22 protein-coding genes are annotated in these 21,109 nt (G+C 68.0%); 10 read left to right on the forward strand and 12 right to left on the reverse strand.

Annotation, left to right across the window (positions count from 1 at the left end; all coding sequences use genetic code 11):
* Positions 1-36 precede the first annotated feature (36 nt).
* From rplS to BAMB_RS04840, 3 genes are all read left to right on the forward strand, one after another.
* Positions 37-429, forward strand: coding sequence for a 50S ribosomal protein L19 (rplS, locus tag BAMB_RS04830; protein ID WP_006761288.1), 393 nt, complete (start codon positions 37-39; stop codon positions 427-429).
* Between the two features lie 86 nt (positions 430-515).
* Positions 516-1,202 carry a CoA pyrophosphatase gene (locus BAMB_RS04835; protein ID WP_011656299.1) on the forward strand — a complete coding sequence of 229 codons (687 nt, stop codon included), beginning with the start codon at positions 516-518 and terminating at the stop codon, positions 1,200-1,202.
* Positions 1,203-1,322: 120 nt separating this feature from the next.
* Entirely contained in the window at positions 1,323-2,261 is a 939-nt protein-coding gene (locus BAMB_RS04840; protein WP_011656300.1) for a CobD/CbiB family protein, read from the forward strand.
* 85 nt (positions 2,262-2,346) lie between these two features.
* Here the strand turns inward: BAMB_RS04840 and BAMB_RS04845 are convergent, their stop codons facing one another.
* Genes BAMB_RS04845 through BAMB_RS04855 form a run of 3 tightly spaced genes read right to left on the reverse strand, consistent with a single transcriptional unit; the run spans position 2,347 to position 4,914 of the window.
* Positions 2,347-2,664, reverse strand: coding sequence for a putative signal transducing protein (locus BAMB_RS04845; RefSeq protein WP_011656301.1), 318 nt, complete (start codon positions 2,662-2,664; stop codon positions 2,347-2,349).
* A 52-nt stretch (positions 2,665-2,716) separates the two neighbouring features.
* Positions 2,717-3,658, reverse strand: coding sequence for a ribosome small subunit-dependent GTPase A (gene rsgA, locus BAMB_RS04850; protein ID WP_011656302.1), 942 nt, complete (start codon positions 3,656-3,658; stop codon positions 2,717-2,719).
* A complete protein-coding gene (locus BAMB_RS04855; RefSeq protein WP_011656303.1) occupies positions 3,655-4,914 on the reverse strand; it encodes a M48 family metallopeptidase in 1,260 nt (419 codons plus the stop codon). Before BAMB_RS04855 ends, rsgA begins: the two co-directional genes overlap by 4 nt.
* A 99-nt stretch (positions 4,915-5,013) precedes the next feature.
* Here BAMB_RS04855 and orn point away from each other — a divergent pair, with 99 nt between their 5' ends.
* Positions 5,014-5,634 carry an oligoribonuclease gene (gene orn / locus BAMB_RS04860; protein WP_011656304.1) on the forward strand — a complete coding sequence of 207 codons (621 nt, stop codon included), beginning with the start codon at positions 5,014-5,016 and terminating at the stop codon, positions 5,632-5,634.
* Between the two features lie 34 nt (positions 5,635-5,668).
* Here the strand turns inward: orn and mog are convergent, their stop codons facing one another.
* Together mog and yjgA are read right to left on the reverse strand one after the other, a co-directional pair.
* Positions 5,669-6,277 (reverse strand): molybdopterin adenylyltransferase, encoded by a 609-nt coding sequence (gene mog, locus BAMB_RS04865; RefSeq protein WP_011656305.1) that lies wholly within the window; start codon positions 6,275-6,277, stop codon positions 5,669-5,671.
* Positions 6,261-6,863 (reverse strand): ribosome biogenesis factor YjgA, encoded by a 603-nt coding sequence (gene yjgA, locus BAMB_RS04870; RefSeq protein ID WP_012363370.1) that lies wholly within the window; start codon positions 6,861-6,863, stop codon positions 6,261-6,263. Before yjgA ends, mog begins: the two co-directional genes overlap by 17 nt.
* 130 nt (positions 6,864-6,993) lie before the next feature.
* Between yjgA and pmbA the strand changes: the two genes are divergently transcribed.
* A complete protein-coding gene (gene pmbA, locus BAMB_RS04875; RefSeq protein ID WP_011656307.1) occupies positions 6,994-8,364 on the forward strand; it encodes a metalloprotease PmbA in 1,371 nt (456 codons plus the stop codon).
* An 87-nt stretch (positions 8,365-8,451) separates the two neighbouring features.
* Here the strand turns inward: pmbA and BAMB_RS04880 are convergent, their stop codons facing one another.
* Both BAMB_RS04880 and BAMB_RS04885 read right to left on the reverse strand, forming a co-directional pair.
* The gene (locus tag BAMB_RS04880; protein WP_041491123.1) at positions 8,452-8,952 is read right to left on the reverse strand and encodes a dihydrofolate reductase; all 501 of its coding nucleotides are present in this window, start codon (positions 8,950-8,952) and stop codon (positions 8,452-8,454) included.
* 282 nt (positions 8,953-9,234) lie between these two features.
* A complete protein-coding gene (locus BAMB_RS04885; protein ID WP_407044989.1) occupies positions 9,235-9,603 on the reverse strand; it encodes a hypothetical protein in 369 nt (122 codons plus the stop codon).
* 464 nt (positions 9,604-10,067) lie between these two features.
* Here BAMB_RS04885 and BAMB_RS04890 point away from each other — a divergent pair, with 464 nt between their 5' ends.
* Together BAMB_RS04890 and BAMB_RS04895 are read left to right on the forward strand one after the other, a co-directional pair.
* Entirely contained in the window at positions 10,068-11,465 is a 1,398-nt protein-coding gene (locus BAMB_RS04890) for a sigma-54 dependent transcriptional regulator (protein ID WP_011656310.1), read from the forward strand.
* Positions 11,466-11,507: 42 nt separating this feature from the next.
* Positions 11,508-12,479: a thymidylate synthase gene (locus BAMB_RS04895; protein WP_011656311.1), complete on the forward strand. Its 972-nt coding sequence runs from the start codon at positions 11,508-11,510 to the stop codon at positions 12,477-12,479.
* 108 nt (positions 12,480-12,587) lie between these two features.
* On the opposite strand, the gene BAMB_RS04900 is transcribed toward BAMB_RS04895, so the two are convergent.
* Both BAMB_RS04900 and BAMB_RS04905 read right to left on the reverse strand, forming a co-directional pair.
* On the reverse strand, positions 12,588-15,158 hold the full coding sequence (locus tag BAMB_RS04900; protein WP_011656312.1) for a DUF6600 domain-containing protein: 2,571 nt from the start codon (positions 15,156-15,158) through the stop codon (positions 12,588-12,590).
* Positions 15,159-15,320: 162 nt separating this feature from the next.
* Positions 15,321-16,028: an ArsR/SmtB family transcription factor gene (locus tag BAMB_RS04905; RefSeq protein WP_011656313.1), complete on the reverse strand. Its 708-nt coding sequence runs from the start codon at positions 16,026-16,028 to the stop codon at positions 15,321-15,323.
* A gap of 176 nt (positions 16,029-16,204) precedes the next feature.
* Here BAMB_RS04905 and BAMB_RS35170 point away from each other — a divergent pair, with 176 nt between their 5' ends.
* A complete protein-coding gene (locus BAMB_RS35170) occupies positions 16,205-16,345 on the forward strand; it encodes a hypothetical protein (protein WP_166488177.1) in 141 nt (46 codons plus the stop codon).
* Positions 16,346-16,489: 144 nt separating this feature from the next.
* The gene (locus BAMB_RS04910; RefSeq protein ID WP_011656315.1) at positions 16,490-17,002 is read left to right on the forward strand and encodes an acyl-CoA thioesterase; all 513 of its coding nucleotides are present in this window, start codon (positions 16,490-16,492) and stop codon (positions 17,000-17,002) included.
* Positions 17,003-17,057: 55 nt separating this feature from the next.
* Here the strand turns inward: BAMB_RS04910 and fumC are convergent, their stop codons facing one another.
* The 3 genes from fumC to BAMB_RS04925 form a co-directional block, all read right to left on the reverse strand.
* Positions 17,058-18,452, reverse strand: a complete 1,395-nt coding sequence (gene fumC / locus BAMB_RS04915; RefSeq protein WP_011656316.1) for a class II fumarate hydratase — start codon at positions 18,450-18,452, stop codon at positions 17,058-17,060.
* A gap of 156 nt (positions 18,453-18,608) precedes the next feature.
* The gene (gene norM, locus BAMB_RS04920) at positions 18,609-19,997 is read right to left on the reverse strand and encodes a multidrug efflux MATE transporter NorM (protein WP_011656317.1); all 1,389 of its coding nucleotides are present in this window, start codon (positions 19,995-19,997) and stop codon (positions 18,609-18,611) included.
* Between the two features lie 128 nt (positions 19,998-20,125).
* Positions 20,126-20,344, reverse strand: coding sequence for an RNA-binding S4 domain-containing protein (locus tag BAMB_RS04925; protein ID WP_006753074.1), 219 nt, complete (start codon positions 20,342-20,344; stop codon positions 20,126-20,128).
* Positions 20,345-20,631: 287 nt separating this feature from the next.
* Here BAMB_RS04925 and BAMB_RS04930 point away from each other — a divergent pair, with 287 nt between their 5' ends.
* Positions 20,632-21,042: a hypothetical protein gene (locus tag BAMB_RS04930; protein ID WP_011656319.1), complete on the forward strand. Its 411-nt coding sequence runs from the start codon at positions 20,632-20,634 to the stop codon at positions 21,040-21,042.
* Positions 21,043-21,109 lie beyond the last annotated feature (67 nt).

Below are 21,109 nucleotides of genomic sequence, written 5' to 3' on the forward strand. Positions count from 1 at the left end.
GCGCAAACGCCGACACGATGGCTTTAGGAGTCAGTGATGAATCTGATTGCAAAACTTGAGCAGGAAGAGATCGAGCGCGCGCTCGCCGGCAAGACGATCCCCGAATTCGCCCCGGGCGACACGGTGATCGTGAACGTGAACGTGGTTGAAGGTACCCGCAAGCGCGTTCAGGCTTACGAAGGCGTCGTGATCGCGATTCGCAACCGTGGCCTGAACTCGAACTTCATCGTCCGCAAGATTTCGTCGGGCGAAGGCGTCGAGCGTACGTTCCAGACCTACTCGCCGCTGCTGGCGAGCATCGTCGTCAAGCGTCGCGGTGATGTGCGTCGTGCGAAGCTGTACTACCTGCGCGAGCGTTCGGGCAAGTCGGCTCGAATCAAGGAAAAGCTGGTGTCGAAGGATCGCACCGCAGCAGCTTCCCAAGAGTAAGAGCTGTAAGGAAAAAGCACCCTCCCGGGTGCTTTTTTCATTCTGGCGCGACAATATGCTCGATACGTCACGAACCGAGAGTCCCATTGAATCGCCGCCCCATCGTTGATCCCGAAGTGCTGCCGGTCGAAGGCACCGGCGCCGGCCTGCCGTCCATCGATGCACGCCTGCTGACGCCGCCCGGGCTGCGCGAACGTTTCGCACGCACGCTCGAATGGAACGTCGAGCCCGGCGAGGCTCGCCTGGTGGAAGGCGTCGATCCGCGCAGTGCCGCCGTCCTCATCCCGCTCGTGGTGCGCGAGAGCGGCCTCACGGTGCTGCTGACCCAGCGCGCCGATCACCTGAACGACCATGCCGGGCAGATCAGCTTCCCCGGCGGCCGTCGCGAGTCGTACGATCGCGATGCGACGGCGACCGCGTTGCGCGAGGCGAAGGAAGAAATCGGACTGACGGCCGAACGGGTGGAGATTCTCGGCGCGCTGCCCGACTACCTGACGGGCACCGGCTTCTGCGTGACGCCGGTCGTCGGGCTCGTGCATCCGCCGTTCACCGTGCAGGCCGATGCGTTCGAAGTCGCCGAGATTTTCGAGGTGCCGCTCGCGTTCCTGATGAGTCCCGCGAATCACCAGGTGCGCGTGTTCCGCTGGGAAGGCGGCGAGCGTCGTTTTTTTGCGATGCCCTATCCGAATGGCGAGTCGGCGGGGCATTACTTCATCTGGGGCGCAACTGCCGGCATGTTGCGCAATCTGTACCGCTTCTTGGCAGCCGGCTAGCATCCCGCCCGAGCGTGCCCACGCGGCCGGCTCGCGGGCCGTCGCGCCAGCAGCCATCCGTCGCTTACGCTGTGCTATCGTTATGCAAAAAATGACATAACTCGGAAGACGGCGCCACGCATGACTTTCTTTTCGGTTCTCCTCGCTCTCATCATCGAACAGGTCCGCGCGTTGTCGCCAAGCAATCCGGTGTTCGCGCTGTTCCAGTTTCATGCGGAAACCGTCGCGCATGGCCTCGACGCCGGCAAGCAAAAGCATGGCGTGCTCGCCTGGCTCGCAGTCGTGCTGCCGTGGGTGCTGATCGTCGCGCTGATCTACTTCCTGCTGTACAAGGTGAGCTTCGTGCTCGCGTTCATCTGGAACGTCGTCGTCGTGTATTTCACGCTCGGCTTCCGCCAGTTCAGCCACTACTTCACCGATATCCATCTCGCGCTCAACAACGATGACGTGCCGCGCGCCCGCGAAATCCTGCATGAATGGACGGGCCTCGACACGGTCGACATGCCGGTCGGTGAAATCGTCCGCCATACGCTGATTCATGCGGTCGTTGCGTCGCATCGCCACGTGTTCGGCGTGTTCTTCTGGTATGTGCTGCCGATCGGTCCGGCAGGCGCCGTGCTGTATCGCATCTCCGAATATCTCGCGCGCAGCTGGTCGACGCCGGGCGACGATCGCACGGCCGCGTTCTCGACGTTCGCGCAGCGGGCGTTCTTCGTGATCGACTGGATTCCGTCGCGCTTGACCGCGCTCGGCTTCGCGATCGTCGGCAACTTCGAGGATGCGATCTACGCGTGGCGCAATCACACGCGGCAATGGCCCGACCCGAACGACGGCGTGCTGCTCGCGGCCGGTAGCGGCGCACTTGGCGCACGCCTCGCAGGGCCGCTCGCGGAACCGTCGAGCCTCGACGCGCTGGCGGTCGGCGACAGCGGTCCGTTGACGGTCGGCGACGATTGCACGCCGCGCACGCTGCAGTCGGCGGTCGGCCTGGTGTGGCGCGCCGTGATCCTGTGGATGATCCTGCTGTTGATGCTGACGCTGGCGGTCTGGGTATCGTGACGCGCTTGCGCGGCGCCCGATGAAATGACAAGGCCGGCTTAATGCCGGCCTTTTTGCTGTGCGTCGGTCAATCCGGTGAATCCGGTCAGTCGTCGAGCGGATCGCGCACGGCGCCGCATTGCCAGCAGGTGGTGAATTGCGCTTCGAGCGTCTCGCCGCACTGGCGGCAGCGCCATGGCGCGGCGCCGGCCGACGGGCCGTGTGATGCCGCATCGAGAAGCCGCCGCGCGAGCGCATCGTCGCGCTCGTCGTCGAGCCACAGCTCGGGCGCGCATGCGTCGGCGGGCAGGCCGCCGAGCGCACCGGGTGCATAGCAGTTGTGCAGCTCGCAACCGATGTCGGCCACCTGCAGCACGTTCGCCCAATGCTGCGCAGTGGCGAGGTCGGGGGCCTTGAAACGCATCGCGGCTCCTGTCGGTGAAGGCCGGGCCGGCGGCTGTCTGCCCGCCGTATGGTCAGCGGACGATCTGGCTCGCCTCGTGCACGAGCTGCGCGTAAAGCGCATGCCGCGACGGCGCAATGCGGCCGTCGGCCACGGCTTCGAGAATCGCGCAGCCGGGCTCGTGCAGATGATGACAATTATAGAAACGGCAGTCCGCGAGCAGCGGGCGGAATTCCGGAAACGCGCGCTCGAGGCGCCCCTCCGTCAGGTGGTACAGGCCGAATTCCTGGAAGCCGGGCGAATCGATCAGCGCGCCGCCGCCTTCGAGCGGGTAGAGGCGCGTGAACGTCGTCGTATGGCGGCCGCTGTTGAGCGCGGCCGAGATTTCACGGGTCGCGGCCTCGGCATCGGGCACGAGCAGGTTCACGAGCGTCGACTTGCCCATCCCGGACTGACCGAGCAGGATCGTCGAGTGCCCGGCCAGGTGCGGCATCAGCTGCGCGCGCGCATCGTCGGGCGAGCCCTTCACCGACAGTTCGAGCACGTCGTAGCCGAGCGCGCGGTAGGGCGCCAGGCGCTCGCGGGCGACCGGCAGCGCGGCTTCGACGTCGATCTTGTTGAGCACGACGAGCGGCTTCAGTTCGTTCGCTTCGGCCGCGATCAGCGCGCGGCCGAGCAGATCCTCGCTGAAATAGGGCTCGGTCGCGAGCACGATCAGCAACTGGTCGAGATTGGCTGCGAACAGCTTCGACTTGAACTGGTCGGAGCGGTACAGCAGGTTGCGCCGCTCGCCGATCTCGACGATCACGCCCTGGTCGGCCGATGCCTGTTCGTACACGACGCGGTCGCCGACCGCGATCTCGCTTTTCTTGCCGCGCGGGAAGCACTGCAGCATCGGGCCGCCGTCGTCGGGCGCGACGATGTAGTGGCGGCCGTGCGCCGCGATCACGCGGCCTTCGATACGCTGCGCGCCCGATGCGCGCGGAGCCGGCTTGCGGGAGGTCGGCCGGCTCATGCGTGCTGCATCAGGCGGTCGATCCGCTGCGACGCAGGCGGATGCGAGTAGTAGAAGGCCGTATAGACGGGGTCGGGCGTGAGCGTCGACGCGTTGTCTTCGTAGAGCTTCACGAGCGCGCTGACGAGATCCTGGGCGTCGGTCTGGCTGGCCGCGAATGCGTCGGCCTCGAATTCATGCTTGCGCGACGTGAGGCTGCTGAACGGCGTCGCGAAGAACAGGAACACGGGGATCGCGAGGAAGAACAGCACGAGCGCGGCGCCCGCGTTGCTCGAGTCGAGCGACGGCGTGACGCCGAGCCCCGTGTAGAACCACGTGCGCTGCGCGAGCCAGCCGAGCAGCGCGAGCAGCACGAGGCTCAGCACGAACGACACGAGCATCCGCTTCATCACGTGGCGGCGCTTGAAGTGGCCGAGTTCGTGCGCGAGCACGGCCTCGATTTCCTCGCCGGACAGCCGCGCGAGCAGCGTATCGAAGAAGACGATCCGCTTCGATGCGCCGAAGCCCGTGAAGTACGCGTTGCCGTGCGCGGAACGGCGGCTGCCGTCCATCACGAACAGGCCCTTCGCCGCGAAGCCGCACCGTTTCATCAGCGACTCGATGCGCGCGCGCAGCGCTTCGTCCTTCAACGGCTCGAACTTGTTGAAGATCGGCGCGATGAAGGTCGGGTAGATCAGCAGCACGAGCATCTGGAACGCGACCCAGACGATCCAGGTCCACAGCCACCACAGGCCGCCGGCCTGGTTCATCAGCCACAGCACGACGAACAGCAGCGGCAGGCCGAGCACCGCGCCGAGCAGCGTGTTTTTCAGCATGTCGGTGAAGAACAGGCGCTTGGTCATCCGGTTGAAGCCGAACCGCTGTTCGATCCCGAACTGGCGGTAATACTCGAACGGCACGTCGATCACGCTCGTGATCACGAGCACGGCGGCGACGAGCGCGACCTGCTGCCCGTAGCCGCGGCCGAACCAGCCCGTCAGCAGCGTGTCGAGCGCGCCGACGCCGCCGAGCAGCGTGAGGCCGACCAGCACGGCCGCGCTCACGACAATCTCGAACATCGCCAGCCGCGTGCGCTCGACCGTGTAGTCGGCCGCGCGCTGGTGCGCGGTCAGCGGAATGGTGGCGCTGAACTGCGCGGGCACGCCGTTGCGGTGCGCGGCGACGAAGCGGATCTGCCGCGACGCGAGCCACAGCTTGGTGACGACCATCGCGAGCACGGCGACCGCGAACAGCAGGGTGAACGAAAAGGGTGACATCGAAGGCGCCAAAGGGTTCTATGCGAGAATTATATGTTCTTGCGGACCGGGCCCGCTTACGCGATGCCGCCCGCCGTCCGCCATTTTCCAGGATGACTCATGACCGATACCGCCGCTTCCGCCAGCCAGCCCGCGCTCGTGCGCAACGAGTTGAACCTCGTCTGGCTCGACATGGAGATGACGGGCCTCGACCCGGATAACGACCGCATCATCGAAATCGCGGTCGTCGTGACCAATTCCACCCTCGACATCGCGGTGGAAGGCCCCGTGTTCGCGATCCACCAGAGCGACGAAACGCTCGCGAAGATGGACGACTGGAACAAGTCGACGCACGGCCGTTCGGGGCTGATCGATCGCGTGCGCGCGTCGACCGTGACCGAGGCGGACGCCGCCGCGCAGCTGCAGGCGTTCCTCGCGCAGTACGTGTCGCCCGGCAAGTCGCCGATGTGCGGCAACTCGATCTGCCAGGATCGCCGCTTCATGGCGCGCTGGATGCCGGAATTCGAGCGGTTCTTCCACTACCGCAACCTGGACGTCAGCACGCTCAAGGAGCTGTGCCGCCGCTGGCAGCCCGCGATCTACAAGGGTTTTCAGAAGCGCGCGATGCACACGGCGCTCGCGGACATCCACGAGTCGATCGACGAGCTGAAGTACTACCGCCAGCATTTCCTGATTCCGGCCGCGTCGGCGCCGGCAGGCGAGTCCGCGCCGGCCGCCTGAGCGGGCCGGCACGCGCCCGGCGCTCGCTACACGCTCAGCGCCGCGCGCTCTTCGGCCGGAACGCCGCGACCACCGCGGCGTCGGTCTCGATGTACGGGCCGCCGATCAGGTCGATGCAGTAGGGCACCGCGGCGAAGATGCCGGGCACGGTCGACTTGCCGTCGGCGTCGCGCAGCCCTTCGAGCGTTTCCCGGATCGACTTCGGCTGGCCGGGCAGGTTGATGATCAGCGCCGCGTGGTCGGCCGTCTCGCGGATCACCGCGACCTGCCGCGACAGGATCGCGGTCGGCACGAAATTCAGGCTGATCTGCCGCATCTGTTCGCCGAATCCCGGCATTTCCTTGGTTGCCACGGCCAGCGTGGCTTCCGGCGTCACGTCGCGGCGCGCGGGGCCGGTGCCGCCCGTCGTCAGCACCAGATCGCAGCCGGCGATGTCGACGAGTTCGGTCAGCGTGGCGGAGATCGTCGGCGCGTCGTCCTGGATCAGGCGCGTTTCGGCACGCCACGGCGACACGAGCGTGCCGGCGAGCCACGCCTGCAGCGCCGGAATGCCCTTGTCCTCGTAGACGCCCGTGCTCGCGCGGTCGCTGATCGACATGAGGCCGACCACGAGCTCGTCCGGGTGGTTACGCTTCGTCGTCATGGTCGTCCCCGGCCTCGTCGGCCGCTTCGTCGTCCCCGCCGGGCGTGCCGCTCGCGGTCTTGATCCACTGGAACAGCTCGCGGAAATAGCGCGGCGGCTTGCCTTGCTGGGCTTCCTTGCGCGCGTTGCGGATCAGCGTGCGACCTTCCTGGATGTCGGCGTCGGGGTGCTGGCGGAGGAATTCGGTCAGCGCGTCGTCGTTGGCGAGCAACTGGTCGCGCGTGCGCTCGATCCAGTGCAGGCGGGCCGTCGCGGCCTTGTTCACGCCGCGCTGCGCGTCGAGCGCGGTGCGCAGCGCGGCCGTCTCGTCGTCGGTCAGCGTGCGCATCACGCGGCCGACGTACTGGAGCTGGCGGCGCTTGCCTTCGTGATCGGTGATCCGGCGCGCCTCGCGAACGGCATCCGACAGGCTTTCCGGCATCGGCATGCGTTTCAGCGCGTCTTTCGGCAGATCGACGAGCGCCTGGCCGAGCACCTGCAGCTCGTGCATTTCGCGCTTCAGTTGGGATTTGCTGGGGCGATCGTAGCCATTGTCGTCGACTTCGGCGGCATGCTCGATCGGCTGGATTCGGGTTTTGCGTGTCATGGGCGGCATTGTATCGCGGTGCGGACACCCCAAGCTTGTCTGTGCCCGGCGCCGGACCTTGCTATGATCGCGGGATACGTAACATTTTGACCATGCGGGCGCCCGCCCGCCACCGGATACCAAGACGACGATGGCAGCCAATCTCGACGTACAAGCGCGCTATTTCCCGCACACGCAGGACCAGCTCAAAGAAATTGCCTCCGACATCCTCCGCCATGCGAAGGCGCTCGGCGCGACGGACGCCGCCACCGAAATCTCCGAAGGCGACGGCCTGTCGGTGTCGGTGCGCCGCGGCGAGGTCGAGACGATCGAACACAACCGCGACAAGATGGTCGGCGTGACGGTGTTCATCGGCAAGAAGCGCGGCAACGCGAGCACGTCGGACTTCTCGCCGGCCGCGATCAAGGATACCGTCGCTGCCGCGTACAACATCGCGCGCTTCACGGCAGAGGACGACGCGGCCGGCCTCGCCGAGGCCGAGCTGCTCGAAACCGACCCGCGCGACCTCGACCTGTATCACCCGTGGGCGCTGTCGGCCGACGAGGCCGTCGAGCTCGCCCGCCGCGCGGAAGACGCCGCGTTCGCGGTCAGCCCGCAGATCCGCAACTCGGAAGGCGCGAGCGTGTCGGCGCAGCATTCGCAGTTCGTGCTCGCGACGTCGCGCGGCTTCCTCGCCGGCTATCCGTACTCGCGCCACTACATCGCATGCGCGCCGATCGCGGGCAGCGGTCGCCACATGCAGCGCGACGACTGGTATTCGTCGAAGCGCAGCGCGGTCGATCTCGCGGCGCCGGAAGCCGTCGGGCGCTATGCGGCCGAGCGTGCGCTCGCGCGGATGGGCGCGCGCCGTCTCGACACCCGCAAGGTGCCCGTGCTGTTCGAGGCGCCGCTCGCGGCCGGCCTGCTCGGCGCGTTCGTGCAGGCCGTCAGCGGCGGCGCGCTGTACCGCAAGACGTCGTTCCTCGTCGACAGCCTCGGCAAGCCGGTGTTCGCACCGCACGTCCAGGTCGTCGAGGATCCGCACGTGCCGCGCGCGATGGGCAGCGCGCCGTTCGACGAGGAGGGCGTGCGCACGCGTGCGCGCAGCGTCGTCAAGGACGGCGTCGTCGAAGGCTACTTCCTGTCGACCTATTCGGCACGCAAGCTCGGCACGCAGACGACCGGTAACGCCGGCGGCTCGCACAACCTCGCGCTGCGCAGCTCGGACACGCAGCCGGGCGACGACTTCGACGCAATGCTGAAGAAGCTCGGCACGGGCCTGCTGCTGACCGAGCTGATGGGGCAGGGCGTGAACTACGTGACCGGCGACTATTCGCGCGGTGCGGCGGGCTTCTGGGTCGAGAACGGCGTGATCCAGTATCCGGTCGAGGAAATCACCGTCGCGAGCACGCTGCAGGAGATGTTCCGGCATATCGTCGCGATCGGCGCGGATTCGATCGTGCGCGGGACGAAGGAAACGGGCTCGGTGCTGATCGAGCAGATGACGATCGCCGGGCAGTAAGCGGCGCGGCATCGGCCGCCAGGAAACGCAAAAGCCCGACCGGCGCGAGTGAGCCGGTCGGGCTTTTTTACGCGTGCCGCGTGTCGGTCAGTCGCGCTTGCGCGCGTAGACGACGAACGCATAGCCGAACGTGTTCGGCGCGGTGGCCTGATGCGGTTCGCGCGACACTTCGTGCCAGTGCGCGGGATCGGGCGCCGGGAACGACGCATCGCCGTCGAAGTCCGCGTCGATCTCGGTGACGATCAGCTTGTCGGCGAGCGCGAGGCCTTCCGCATAGAGCTGCGCACCGCCGATCAGGAATGCTTCGGCGGCTCCGTCCCGCGCGGCGAGCGCGAGCGCGTCGGCGAGCGACGTGACGGTGTCGCAGCCGTCGAAGCGGCGCGCTGCGTCGCGCGTGACGACAATGTTGCGGCGGCCCGGCAGCGGCCGGCCGATCGACTCGTGGGTCTTGCGGCCCATCACGATCGGCGCGCCCATCGTCGTGCGCTTGAAGAATGCGAGGTCTTCAGGAAGTTTCCAGGGCAACTGGTTGTCGCGGCCGATGATGCCGTTGCGGGCACGCGCGACGATCAGGGTCAACGTCGTCATGAAGGTCGGGGAAGAGGAGAACCGGAATGGCGCCGATTCTACCGGAACGGCGGCGCGCGCCGGCTTCGCGCGGATGCGCCGGCACATTCGCCGTGCCGGCGCGTGCGCACTGCGGCGTTCGCATCGCGACGTCCTGAATAAAAAGAGTGCCCGCCGGGGGACGGACACAAAAACGGTTCGCGTCGTGACGTCGACGACATCGGGCGCGATCGTGATTGCCTGCCGCGCATCAATTCAATATGGATTCCTTGGCAATTTCGGGTATGCGGTATCGCATGCATATCATTGCACCGTGCCGTTGCGGGCATGTCCTGCCATCGCATGCTGCACGTGGCCGGGCCGCGGCGCAGGGATTGGTATCGGCAACGGAGACCGCGGAGCGATTTCATCCCACAGCGTCACCGATGCCTTGTCGGCCGAATTCGGTTGCGGCACCGCCACGGGCACGATGCCGAAGCCGTGGTCCCGTTGCATGCTGGATGCACTGCCGACGAGCAGCGCTGCATGTGCGGGCGTCACGCATTCGTCTGCACGTATCGACATGAACGGGAGCGCGCCGGAGAGCGCAAACGTTGTCTGCAGGAAAGAAAGCAAAATGAGTTTGCGCATGGTCGCGTGCTCCCGATCTGTGATGAATTCAGCGAAATGCATGCCATCGCGCCGCAAGCGTTGTCGCGCCTGCGACTCAGGAGCGCGCGTTGTGAATCGCGATCGAAAGTGCCGGAAAATGTTTCAGGCTTGAAACGATGGGGCTTGGGAATACTGCGGATTCAATCGATACGCTGCAAGGATGAAAATCGGCGCGTGTGTCGATGCAGGTACGGGTCGCTGCGCATGTGTTCTGTGCAGATGATTGATGAACGTCGACCGCTGAGCGATTCGGCCGCTCGCCCATTCGCGCTGCAATCCGTTTGTCGTATTCAGCGCCTATAACTCAATAAGCTGTGTTGATCAAAAAATAACTGGACGCGAGATAAGCGCCATCATGCGAGGCTCTGTCGTTGCCGCGCATCGGCATGGCGAATCGAGCGGCTTCGGCTGACCCGGTTCGATCCTTTTGCACGTGACTTCGCACGTGCGGCAATCGTTAGACGGTTGATGAACGGGGTGGGCATATGGGAGCCGAGCAGCGGCATGTGATCTATTTCTCGCGCGAGCCGAACGACGCGTTGCGCGGGCATTTCGACGAATGCGGATGGTGCGTCGATCTCGCGGAAAGCGCACGCGACTTGCGGCGTGTCGTGCAGCACGGCGTGGCATCCGCCGGCCTGCTCGATTTCTCGCCGGGTTTCAGGCCCGCGGATCTGCGCGAACTCGAAGCGTGTCTGAGCATCCAGCACATCGGCTGGATCGCGGCGACCCGGCGTGGCCAGTTGCAGGACGCCACGTTGCGCCATCTCATCCGTGACTATTGCTTCGACTACGTGACGATGCCGTACGAGACGTCGCGCATCGTCGAGACCGTCGGCCACGCGCACGGCATGATCGCGCTGACCGACCCGGTGGCGTCGCCGGTCGGCGCGGGGCGCACCGAAGGCGAGATGGTCGGCACCTGCGATGCGATGCTCGGCCTTTTCAGGACGATCCGGCGCGTCGCGACCACCGATGCGCCGGTGTTCATCTCCGGTGAATCGGGTACCGGCAAGGAGCTGACGGCCGTCGCGATTCACGAGCGCTCGGCGCGCGCGCAGGCGCCGTTCGTCGCGATCAACTGCGGGGCGATTCCGTCGACGCTGCTGCAAGCCGAACTGTTCGGCTATGAGCGCGGCGCGTTTACGGGCGCGAACCAGCGCAAGATCGGCCGCGTCGAGGCCGCGAACGGCGGCACGCTGTTTCTCGACGAAATCGGCGACCTGCCGCTCGAGAGCCAGGCGAGCCTCCTGCGGTTCCTGCAGGAAGGCAAGATCGAGCGGCTCGGCGCGCATGTATCGGTGCCGGTCGACGTGCGCGTGATCTGCGCGACGCATGTGGACATGGAAACGGCGCTGCGCGAAGGGCGCTTCCGCGAGGATCTGTTCCATCGTCTGTGCGTGCTGAAGATCGAGGAGCCGCCGCTGCGCGCGCGCGGCAAGGACATCGAGGTGCTCGCTCGCCACATGCTCGAGCGTTTCAAGGGCGATGCGCATCGTCGCTTGCGTGGCTTCTCTCCGGACGCGATCGCCGCGCTGTACGGCTATTCGTGGCCGGGCAACGTGCGCGAGCTGATTAATCGCGTGCGCCGCGCGATCGTGATGTCGGAGGGCCGGATGATTACCGCGGCCGATCTCGAGCTCCACGAATTCGCGATACTGGCGCCCGTCTCGCTCACCGAGGCGCGGGAAGCGGCCGAGCGGCAGGCGATCGAGCAGGCGCTGCTGCGTCATCGCGGCCGTTTTGCCGATGCGGCGCGTGAGCTCGGCGTGTCGCGCGTCACGCTGTACAGGCTGATGTGCGCGCATGGCATGCGCGATCGCGGCGACACGCTGGCAGGGTTTTCGGCGCCGGCGCCGGAGGTTCCGCGTCACGCTTGCTAAAATTGGCGGGTGACGGCCGCCCTCGCGGCCGAAGGAACCCGCATGAAACAGTACCTCGACCTCGTTCGCACCATCCTCGACACCGGCACCTGGCAGGAGAACCGCACGGGCATCCGCACCATCAGCATGCCCGGTGCGATGCTGCGGTTCGACCTGCAGCAGGGCTTCCCGGCCGTGACGACCAAGAAGCTGGCGTTCAAGTCCGCGATCGGCGAACTGGTCGGTTTCCTGCGCGCGTCGCGCAGCGCGGCCGAGTTCCGCGCGCTCGGCTGCAAGGTGTGGGATGCGAACGCGAACGACAACGCGCAGTGGCTCGCGAACCCGTACCGCCAGGGCGTCGACGACCTCGGCGACATATACGGCGTGCAATGGCGCCAGTGGCCCGGCTACAAGGTGCTCGACGCGGGCGCCGACGCGCAGATCGCCGACGCGACGCGCCGCGGTTTCCGGATCGTGACGCGCTTCGACGAGGACGGTGCGCCGAAGGTGCTGCTGTACAAGGCGATCGATCAGCTGCGCCAGTGTCTCGATACGATCATGGAGAACCCGGCCGACCGTCGCATCCTGTTTCACGCATGGAATCCGGCCGTGCTCGACCAGATCGCGCTGCCCGCGTGCCATCTGCTGTACCAGTTCCTGCCGAACGTCACGAAGCGCGAGATTTCGCTGTGCCTGTACATCCGCAGCAACGATGTCGGCCTCGGCACGCCGTTCAACCTGACGGAAGGCGCCGCGCTGCTGGCGCTCGTCGGCCGGCTGACGGGCTACACGCCGCGCTGGTTCACGTATTTCATCGGGGATGCGCACATCTACGAGAACCAGCTCGACATGCTGCAGCAGCAGCTCACGCGCGAGCCGTACGAGAGCCCGCGGCTGGAGATCGCCGAGCGCGTGCCGGATTACGCGAAGACGGGCGTGTATGCACCCGAATGGCTCGAGCAGATCGAGCCGTCCGATTTCTCGCTCGTCGGCTACCGGCACCATGAGCCGCTGACCGCGCCGATGGCGGTCTGAGCACCGGCGTCCGCCGGTGGCGCGGGGGGCGTGCCCCGCGTCAGGCACGATGACGAAGGCCCGAACGGCACCCGCCGCTTCGGGCCTTTCTGTTTCATCGCGCGACGGTTACTGATGGCGTCGTTCGTCGTGGCCGCCTGATGGCGGATTGCTCGGGCGCGGCGCCTCGACGTGGGGCGCCGGTTGCGGCCGCGGTTCCATATGCGGTGCGGGCATCGACGGGCGGGGTTCCATGTGCGGCGCCGGCATCGACTGCCGTGGCTCCATGTGCGGCGCGGGCATCGATGGTCGCGGCTCCATCCGCGGGGCCTGCGGCTGCGGTCGAGGCATGTCATGCGCCGCGGGCGCGGGCGGGCGGTACTCGTTCACGTGCGGCGGTGCGACTTCGCGGTGGGGAGCCGGTTGCGCGAATTCGGGGCTCGGCCGCGGCGCCGGCGCAGCGCGCTCCGGACGCGGCTGCGCTGGCTGGGCCGGTGTCGGGAAATCAGGGCGCGGATGCGGCTGCGGAATCTGCGCGGTCGTGTCGGGCCGCGGTTGCGGCCGCGCGCGCGGCGCTTCCTGATGGCCGCCGGGTTGCGTTCCGGGCGTGCCGTCCGGATGCGGGACCGCCGCCGCGCTGCGCACGGGCGACAGCGCATTCTGGCCCGCCGCGTGCAGGGCGCTCGGCGGCGTCGGGCGCTGACGCTCCATCGGCGTGTGCGGCTGCATCCAGACCGGGGCGGGCGCCGCGGCTGCATGCGCGTTGTCGTGCCTGGCCGGCTCGTTGCCGGCCGTCGGTGGGTGCGGGACGCCATTACCCGGGCTCAAGGCCTGATGCGCAGCCGAATTGCCCGGCGCTGGTGGCATCGCGCCGTTGGCGAAGCGCGGCGCATTGGGGGCTTGGGCGTTCATTGGTCGCGCGCCATTCGGCACGACCGGCGTCGGCGCGCCCGGCCGTGCCGCCTGCGTGAGGGCAGGCTGGCCTTCGCGCGGCGCGTGCGCCGGCTGCACGACGGGGCCGTGCGGGTTCACGAGCTGAACGTTGCGCATCGCCCACGCACCGGCTTTCGGATTGCCCGGAACACGGACCGGGCGAGCCGTATAGTCGGCCGGCACGCTGGTTCTCGCGATCGGCGCGCCCGCACCCGGCACGTGTGCGCCCTGCCGGGCGAGATGGACGGCCGCCTGATCGCGATACGCGGCCGGCACCGCCGGATTGCGCGTCGCGACGAACGGGTGCTGTCCGACCGCCGCCGGCGGCCGGTAGCCGGCCGTGCGCAATCCGCCGTTCAAGCTCTGGCGTACCGGCGCAATGCCGGGCGTGCCCGGCATCACATGCGCGTTGCGCCACTGTTGCGGATCGACGTGCTGCGAGAAGTGCGCGACCGGCTGGCCGTGCACGAATGCGGACGCCGGCACGGCCGTGATCGCGTGCGGCGCGCGGAAGTTCACGTAGGTCTTGTTGATGTTCGTGATGTTGGTGATGTTCGTCACGTTCACGGTCTTGTTCACCGTGACGTTGTTCACCACGATATTCCGGTTCACGCGTTCGTAGTAATGCGGGCTCCAGCCGCCCCAGCCGGGATGCCATGCTTCGCCGGGGCCGAGTGCGAACCATGCGCAGCCGGCCGCGGCGACGCCGCCGACCGTCAGCGCGACGCTCCAGTCGGGACCGCTGCCGCCGCCCACGAACGCGACCAGCGCCGGTGCATAGGCGGGCGGCTGGCTGACGGCCACCGGGCCGGGCACCCACGCCCAGCTGTCGTCCACATGGGCCCAGCGGCCGTAGTGGTACGGCGCGAAGCCCCACGGTGCGTCGTCGACCCAGGTCCAGCCCCACGGCGCCTGCCAGATCCAGTGACCGTCGTGATACGGCGCCCAGTCGGCCGGCGTGTCGTTCGGCACCCAGACCGCACCGTAGTTCGGGGTCTCGCGCCACGTCCCGTTCGCGTCGAGATCCTGGTAGCCGGGAATGTCGCGCGACACGTAGCGGGCCGATACCGAGCGCTGCTCGGCCGCATCGCGGCTGGCGGCCCACTGGTCGAGCGCGTCGGGGGCCGGCGCGGCCGATTGCTGCGCGACCTGCAGGTCGGTGCCGGTGAACACGACCTGCTGGCCGGGCGACAACGGATACTGCCCGTTGCTGCCGTACACGGTCGCGCTGCCGCGGCGCACGGTCACCGTCGTGCTCGCGCCGTTCGGCGCGACATCGACGCGATAGTCGCCGGGGCCCGTGAGGCCGAGCGCGAGATTGGGCGTATCGATTTCGTACGACCCGCCGGGTGGCAGATCGCGCACGTGCGTCGATACGGTGCCGAGGCCGACCTTCAGTTGCGTCGTGGTGTCGTCGAGGTTCAGCACCGACAGGCTCGTCGATTCGCCGAGTCGCACCGCGGTCGAGCCGATGTGCAGCTCGGAGCGCGCGCCGGCGTCGTTCCACAGCTGGTCGCCCGTCGTCAGCGGCCGGTTCACGGCGGCGTATGACCATGTATCGCTGCCGGCCGGCTCCGTCGTCACGGCGCCCGACATGTAGTTGAGCCGGGCGACGCGGCTCGGCGGATCGCCGCCCGGTTGCCGGGCGGCGGCCGCGTACGGCGCGGCCTGTGTCGCTTGCGCGAATGCGGATGGCAGGGTCGCCAGCGCGGCGAACGCGAGCAGGGTGCAGCGGGCGGTTCGCTTGAGCGTGAACAGGGGAGCCATGTTGAGCGTCTTCGTCGTTATTGCGGCGCGTCGATTCGTGCCGTCGAGTTCACGATATCCGCTCGGCCTGTTTCCGTGCTCGGTGTTTTGTAAGTCGAATGGCACGCGATGTAACAAAACCTGTCCGTCGCGCGCCGTTGTCGTCCCGTCGCAATCCGCGTGTCAAGCGGACGTAAGCCAGTCGTCGAAAACCTGCCGTCCGGGCACGGTAACCCGCAGCACGCGCGGCCGCGCCGTGCGTTCGATCCAGCCGTGCGCGCAGAAGCTGTCGAGCAGGGCCGCGCCCAGCGCGCCGCCGAGATGCGCGCGCCGCTCGCTCCAGTCGAGGCAGCCGCATGCGAAGCGGCGCCGGCGCGTGCGCTGCTGCGCGACGTCGATGCCCCAGCGCGCGAGGGCTTGCGTGCCGAGCTCGGTGGTCTCGATCGCATCGCCGTCCGCGTGCAGCCAGCCGCGCGCGGTGAGCCCGTCGAAGATGCGGACCGCGAGTTCGCCGGCCATGTGGTCGTAGCAGGTGCGCGCATAGCGCAGCTCGGCCGGCACGGTGCGCGCCGGCGGCGGCACGGGACGGTTCGGCGCGGCCGCCCGGGCCACGTTCGCGAGCGCTTCGAGCGACGCCGCGATGTCGGCCGACGCGAGCCGGTAATAGCGGTGCCGGCCGCGCACGTCGAGCGCGAGCAGGCCGCCTTCGGTCAGCCGCGCGAGGTGCGCGCTCGCCGCGGACGGCGACAGCCCCGCGATCATCGTCAGTTCGCCGGCCGGCCGCGCGCTGCCGTCCATCAGCACCCATAGCATCGCGGCGCGTCCCGGATCGGCGAGCAGTGCGCCAATCCGGCTCAGGCCCGGAAAGTGGTGGTCGTCTTGATCGGTCATCGTCGGGTCTCGTCAGGCGCAATGACAGCAGTGTAGGCGCTGCGCACATTCGATGTTTCGCGTTCGGATGAAATGTCGGATGCGGCGGGGCGCGCGCAGCCGAGGTCGCCGGCCGCGCACGCGTAGAATGGCCGGACGCGGCGGCAGTGGGCCGCCGGATGCGACACGATGCAACGATGAAGACGATTTTCTGCCTGTTGGCGGCCGCGCTCCTCTGCGCGGCCTGTGCGCAGGGCGGCGCGGGCGCCGCCGGCGAGCGGGGCGGCAGCCTCGAGATGTACGGGACGATCGATCAGGGAATCACGGTGCGCCGCTGACGGGCGCCATTTTCCTGTGCCGATGCCGGGTCGACGGGCGGGTGCGCGTGCGGTCGCGACAAGGCGGCGGCCCCGGCCACGGGTTGCCGCGGTGCAACGTATAATGCGCCGATTGCAGTACCCCCGCCGCCTGGAGTTACCACGATGTCCCCACAGTCCCCCGTGCCGGCCGCCCTGGACCGCACCGAAACCGTATTCCGCTTCCTCGCCGAGCCGTCGTCCGTGAACTTTGGCGGCAAGGTGCACGGCGGCGCGCTGATGAAGTGGATCGACGAAGTCGCGTATGCATGCGCGGCAGTCTGGTCGAGCCGCTATTGCGTGACGGTCAGCGTCGGCAACATCCGCTTCCAGCGTCCGATCCTCGTCGGCAACCTGGTCGAGCTGAAGGCGCGCGTCGTCGCGACGGGCCGCACCAGCATGCACATCCATGTGTCCGTACATGCCGGCGATCCGAAGGGGGGCGTGCTGCGTCAGACGACCGACTGTCTCGTCGTGTTCGTCGCGGTCGACGAGAACGGCAACCCGGTGCCGGTGCCGCCGTTCGTGCCCGAGACCGACGAGCAGAAGATCCTCGCGAAATATGCGGCCGACGTGCGCGCCGCGCTCGACAAGATCGTCGAGATGAAGCCCGAGGAAGTGGCGAAGGGCACCGTCTGACGGCAACGGGCGCAGCGTTCGCGCCGCGCCCGTCCCGTCATCGCGTCAGCCGCGATCACCGCGATCCGATCATCTCTTCGGGTCGCACCCACGCATCGAATTCCGCCTCGGTCAGGTAGCCGAGCGCGAGCGCGGCGGCCTTCAGCGTCGTGCCTTCCTTGTGCGCCTTCTTCGCGATCTGCGCGGCCTTGTCGTAGCCGATGTGCGGATTGAGCGCCGTCACGAGCATCAGCGATTCGTTCAGCAGCAGGTCGATGCGCGCGCGGTTCGGCTCGATGCCCGCCGCGCAGTGGTCGTTGAAGCTTTGCGCGCCGTCGGCGAGCAGCCGCACCGATTGCAGCACGTTGTGCGCGATCATCGGCCGGAACACGTTCAGCTCGAAGTTGCCGCTGGCGCCGCCGACGTTCACGGCGACGTCGTTGCCGAACACCTGGCAGCACAGCATCGTCACGGCCTCCGACTGCGTCGGATTCACCTTGCCCGGCATGATCGAGCTGCCCGGCTCGTTTTCCGGAATCGACAGTTCGCCGAGGCCGCAGCGCGGCCCGCTCGCGAGCCAGCGCACGTCGTTGGCAATCTTCATCAGGCCGGCCGCGACCGTCTTCAGCGCGCCGTGCGCGAACACCAGCGCGTCGGCGGCGGCCATCACCTCGAACTTGCTCGGCGCGGTCACGAACGGCAGCTTCGTCAGCCGGCCGATCTCGTCGGCGACGCGCACCGCGAACTCCGGATGCGCGTTCAGCCCGGTGCCGACCGCGGTGCCACCGAGCGCGAGCTCGTACAGGTGCGGCAGCGCCGACTCGACGTGCCGCACGCTCTGGTCGAGTTGCGCGACATAACCGGAAAATTCCTGCCCGAGCGTGAGCGGCGTCGCGTCCTGCAGGTGCGTGCGGCCGATCTTCACGATGTCGGCGAAGGCCTTCGACTTCGCGTCGAGCGTCGTGCGCAGCGTGCGCAGCGCGGGCAGCAGGTGGTTGACGATCGCGTACGCGGCCGCGATGTGCATCGCGGTCGGGAACACGTCGTTCGACGACTGGCCGCGGTTCACGTCGTCGTTCGGATGGACCTTGCGCGCTTCGCCGCGCTCGCCGCCGAGCAACTCGCTCGCCCGGTTCGCGATCACCTCGTTGAGGTTCATGTTGGTCTGCGTGCCGGAGCCCGTCTGCCACACGGCGAGCGGGAATTCGCGCGGATGCTTGCCGGCGATGATCTCGTCGGCCGCGTCGATGATCGCGCGTGCCTTGTCGTCGGCCAGCACGCCGAGCGACTGGTTCACGGCGGCCGCGGCGCGCTTGACGATCGCGAGCGCGTGGATCAGCTCGGGCGACTGCTTCTCGGTCGAGATCCGGAAATTCTGCAGCGAGCGCTCGGTCTGCGCGCCCCAGAGCCGGTCGGCCGGCACGGCGATTTCGCCGAATGTGTCGCGTTCCATCCGAACTGCTTCGTTCATGATGCACTCCTCTTGGGAAGGGGAAAGGCCGCGCGTCGCGCGGCGTCGGGCGTATCGTGAGGCAGGCGCGCCGCTGGCGCGGCGTCTTGGGGCTTCAGCCGACAAGCATAGCGCCGGCCGTGAATTCGCGTCGTGTCGCGCCGTGTCGTATCGCGTTCAGCGCGCCGACGCGATGAGCGACGCGGTCTTCATGTGAAACCGACAGGCCATCAGCACGGCGACGCTGGCGAGGCCGGCCGCGAGCCCCCACCACAGGCCGCGTGCGCCGAGGCCCGCGTGGAACGCCAACCAGTAACCGGTCGGGAAGCCGATGCCCCAATAGCCGAGGGTGGCCGCGAGCATCGGGATGCGCGTATCCCGCAGCCCGCGCAGCGCGCCCGACGCGACCGTCTGCATCCCGTCCACGATCTGGAACACCGCGGCGATGCCGAGCAGCGACGCGGCAAGCGACACGGTCGCCGCGTTGGCCGGGTCGTCGAGGTGCAGGTACAGACCGACGATCGCATGCGGCGCGACGATCAGCACGAGCCCCGACAGCGACATGAACGCGACGCCGAGGCCGAGCGCGACGAAGCCCGCGTGCCGTGCGGCGACCGGCTCGCCGGCGCCGACCCAGTAGCCGACCCGTACGTTCGCGGCCTGCCCGATCGCGAGCGGCACCATGAACGCGAGCGATGCGACGTTCAGCGCGATCTGATGCGCGGCGAGCGAGGTCGCGCCGAGCACGCCGACGGTCAGGCCCGTCGCCAGAAACAGCGTCGATTCGACCCCGTACGTGATCGCGACCGGCCAGCCGATGCCGATCAGCTCGCCCATCATGGGCAGTTTCGGGCGGGCGGCCGTCACGAAATGGCGGAACCGCTCGCGGCCGTGCAGCAGCCAGATCAGCGCGAGCGCGGTCAGCCAGATCGTGATGGTCGTCGCGACCGCGGAGCCGAGGAAGCCGAGCCGCGGTAGGCCGAATGCGCCGTGGATCAGCCCGTAGTTCAGCACGGCGTTGACGCCGACGCCGCCGATCGACACCCACAGCAGCCGCCGCGCGGCGCCGATCGCGGGGAGAAAGGCGCGCATCAGCCCGACGCCGATCAGGCTGCCGAGCGCCGCGAACCGCAGGATGCCGGTGTATTCGCCGACGTGATGCGCGAGCGTCGGCGGCTCGTGGAACATCAGCAGGATCGGTTCGGACAGCGACAGCGCGACGATCGCCGGAATCGCGAGCAGCAACGACAGCACGAAGCCGGTCCAGTAGATGTGCGGCACGCGGTGCTCCGCCTGCGCGCCGCGCGCATGCGCGACGCTCACGCTGACCGACGACAGCACGCCTTGCAGCACGGTCACGATGACGAAGAAGTAGTTCGCGCCGAGGCCGCCCGCCGCGAGCGAATCGGGGCCGAGCGAGCCGAGCAGCACGGTGTCGGTGACGCTCATCGCCATCTGCGAGAGCTGTGCGATCGCGAGCGGCGCGGCGAGGCGCGCGGTATCGGCGGCGTGACTGGACAGGGAGGGCGGCGCGGCGGCCGTCCGCGTAAGACCGGAATGCGACATGGAATGGGCGCTCGCGCGGGTGCGGGCCCGCGCTGTCTGTATTTATTTTGAGAGACAGCTAGCTTACGGCTTTATTCGAACGGTGTCGAACGCGCGCGCCGATGGCCATGTCACGGTCAGGGGAACGGCTATGCGTCGTGAACCGCGATCCGCGTATCGCCGAACAGTACCACCTGGCCCGCGCGGATCTTGCAGGTCTTGCGCAGCTCGACCACGCCGTCGACTTTCACCGCGCCGGACGCGACGAACATCTTCGCGGTGCCGCCGCTGTCGGCGAGACCGGTGATCTTGAGAAGGTTGTGCAGTTCGACGTATTCGCCGGTCAGCGTGAAATCCAGATTGGGCATGACGAAGGAGGCGCGCGATGCGCGGGAGGAATCGCCCCGCATCATACGGCACCGCGGCCGGGCGCGCGAGCGCGGACGTCCGGGCCGGTTCGTCCGGGTTCGCGTGCAGTTGTTAAGGACTGTGAGCGATTCGTCAGCAAATGAAACGGTGGGTAACAGTCTGAGAGATTCGAGAACCGGCCGGGCGGCGCGCGGGTCTTCTGTCGTACCTGCTGCGTGTTGCGGCAGGGGACGCGACGGAGCGTATCGATGCGCTCCGCGCCCACAACTTCTCGAGGAGGATAGTCATGTCCAAGATTCGTACGATGCTGATCGGTGCCGCGCTGACGGCGTTCGCAACTTCGGCCGCATTCGCGCAGACGGGCGTCGCAACGCAGGGTACCGCAGGCGCCGGCGTGCAGACGCAGACCCCTGCAGCAGGGGCCGGCGCCGGCGCGGGCATGCAGGGTGGTGCCGGCATGAATGCGTCGGGCAGCGCGGTCGGTGGTGCGACCGATGCGGTCGGTGCGGCAGCCGACGGCGCGAAGGATACGGCGGCGTCGTCGGTCCATTCGACCAAGAAGCACGCGAAGCATGCGACGAAGTCGGCCAAGCACCAGGCCCGCTCGACGAAGTCGAAGGTCGGCGACGAGGCGGTCGAAGGCGGCGCGTCGACGGGTGTGCAGGGCGGTGCATCGGCCGCGGGCGGCACGCAGTAAGCGGCGCCCGCCCGTCACGATGTTCGCGCCGGACGGCGCGTCGTGACGGCGATCGAACGGCGGCCCG

The organism is Burkholderia ambifaria AMMD (genome assembly GCF_000203915.1).
Classification (GTDB): Bacteria; Pseudomonadota; Gammaproteobacteria; order Burkholderiales; family Burkholderiaceae; genus Burkholderia; species Burkholderia ambifaria.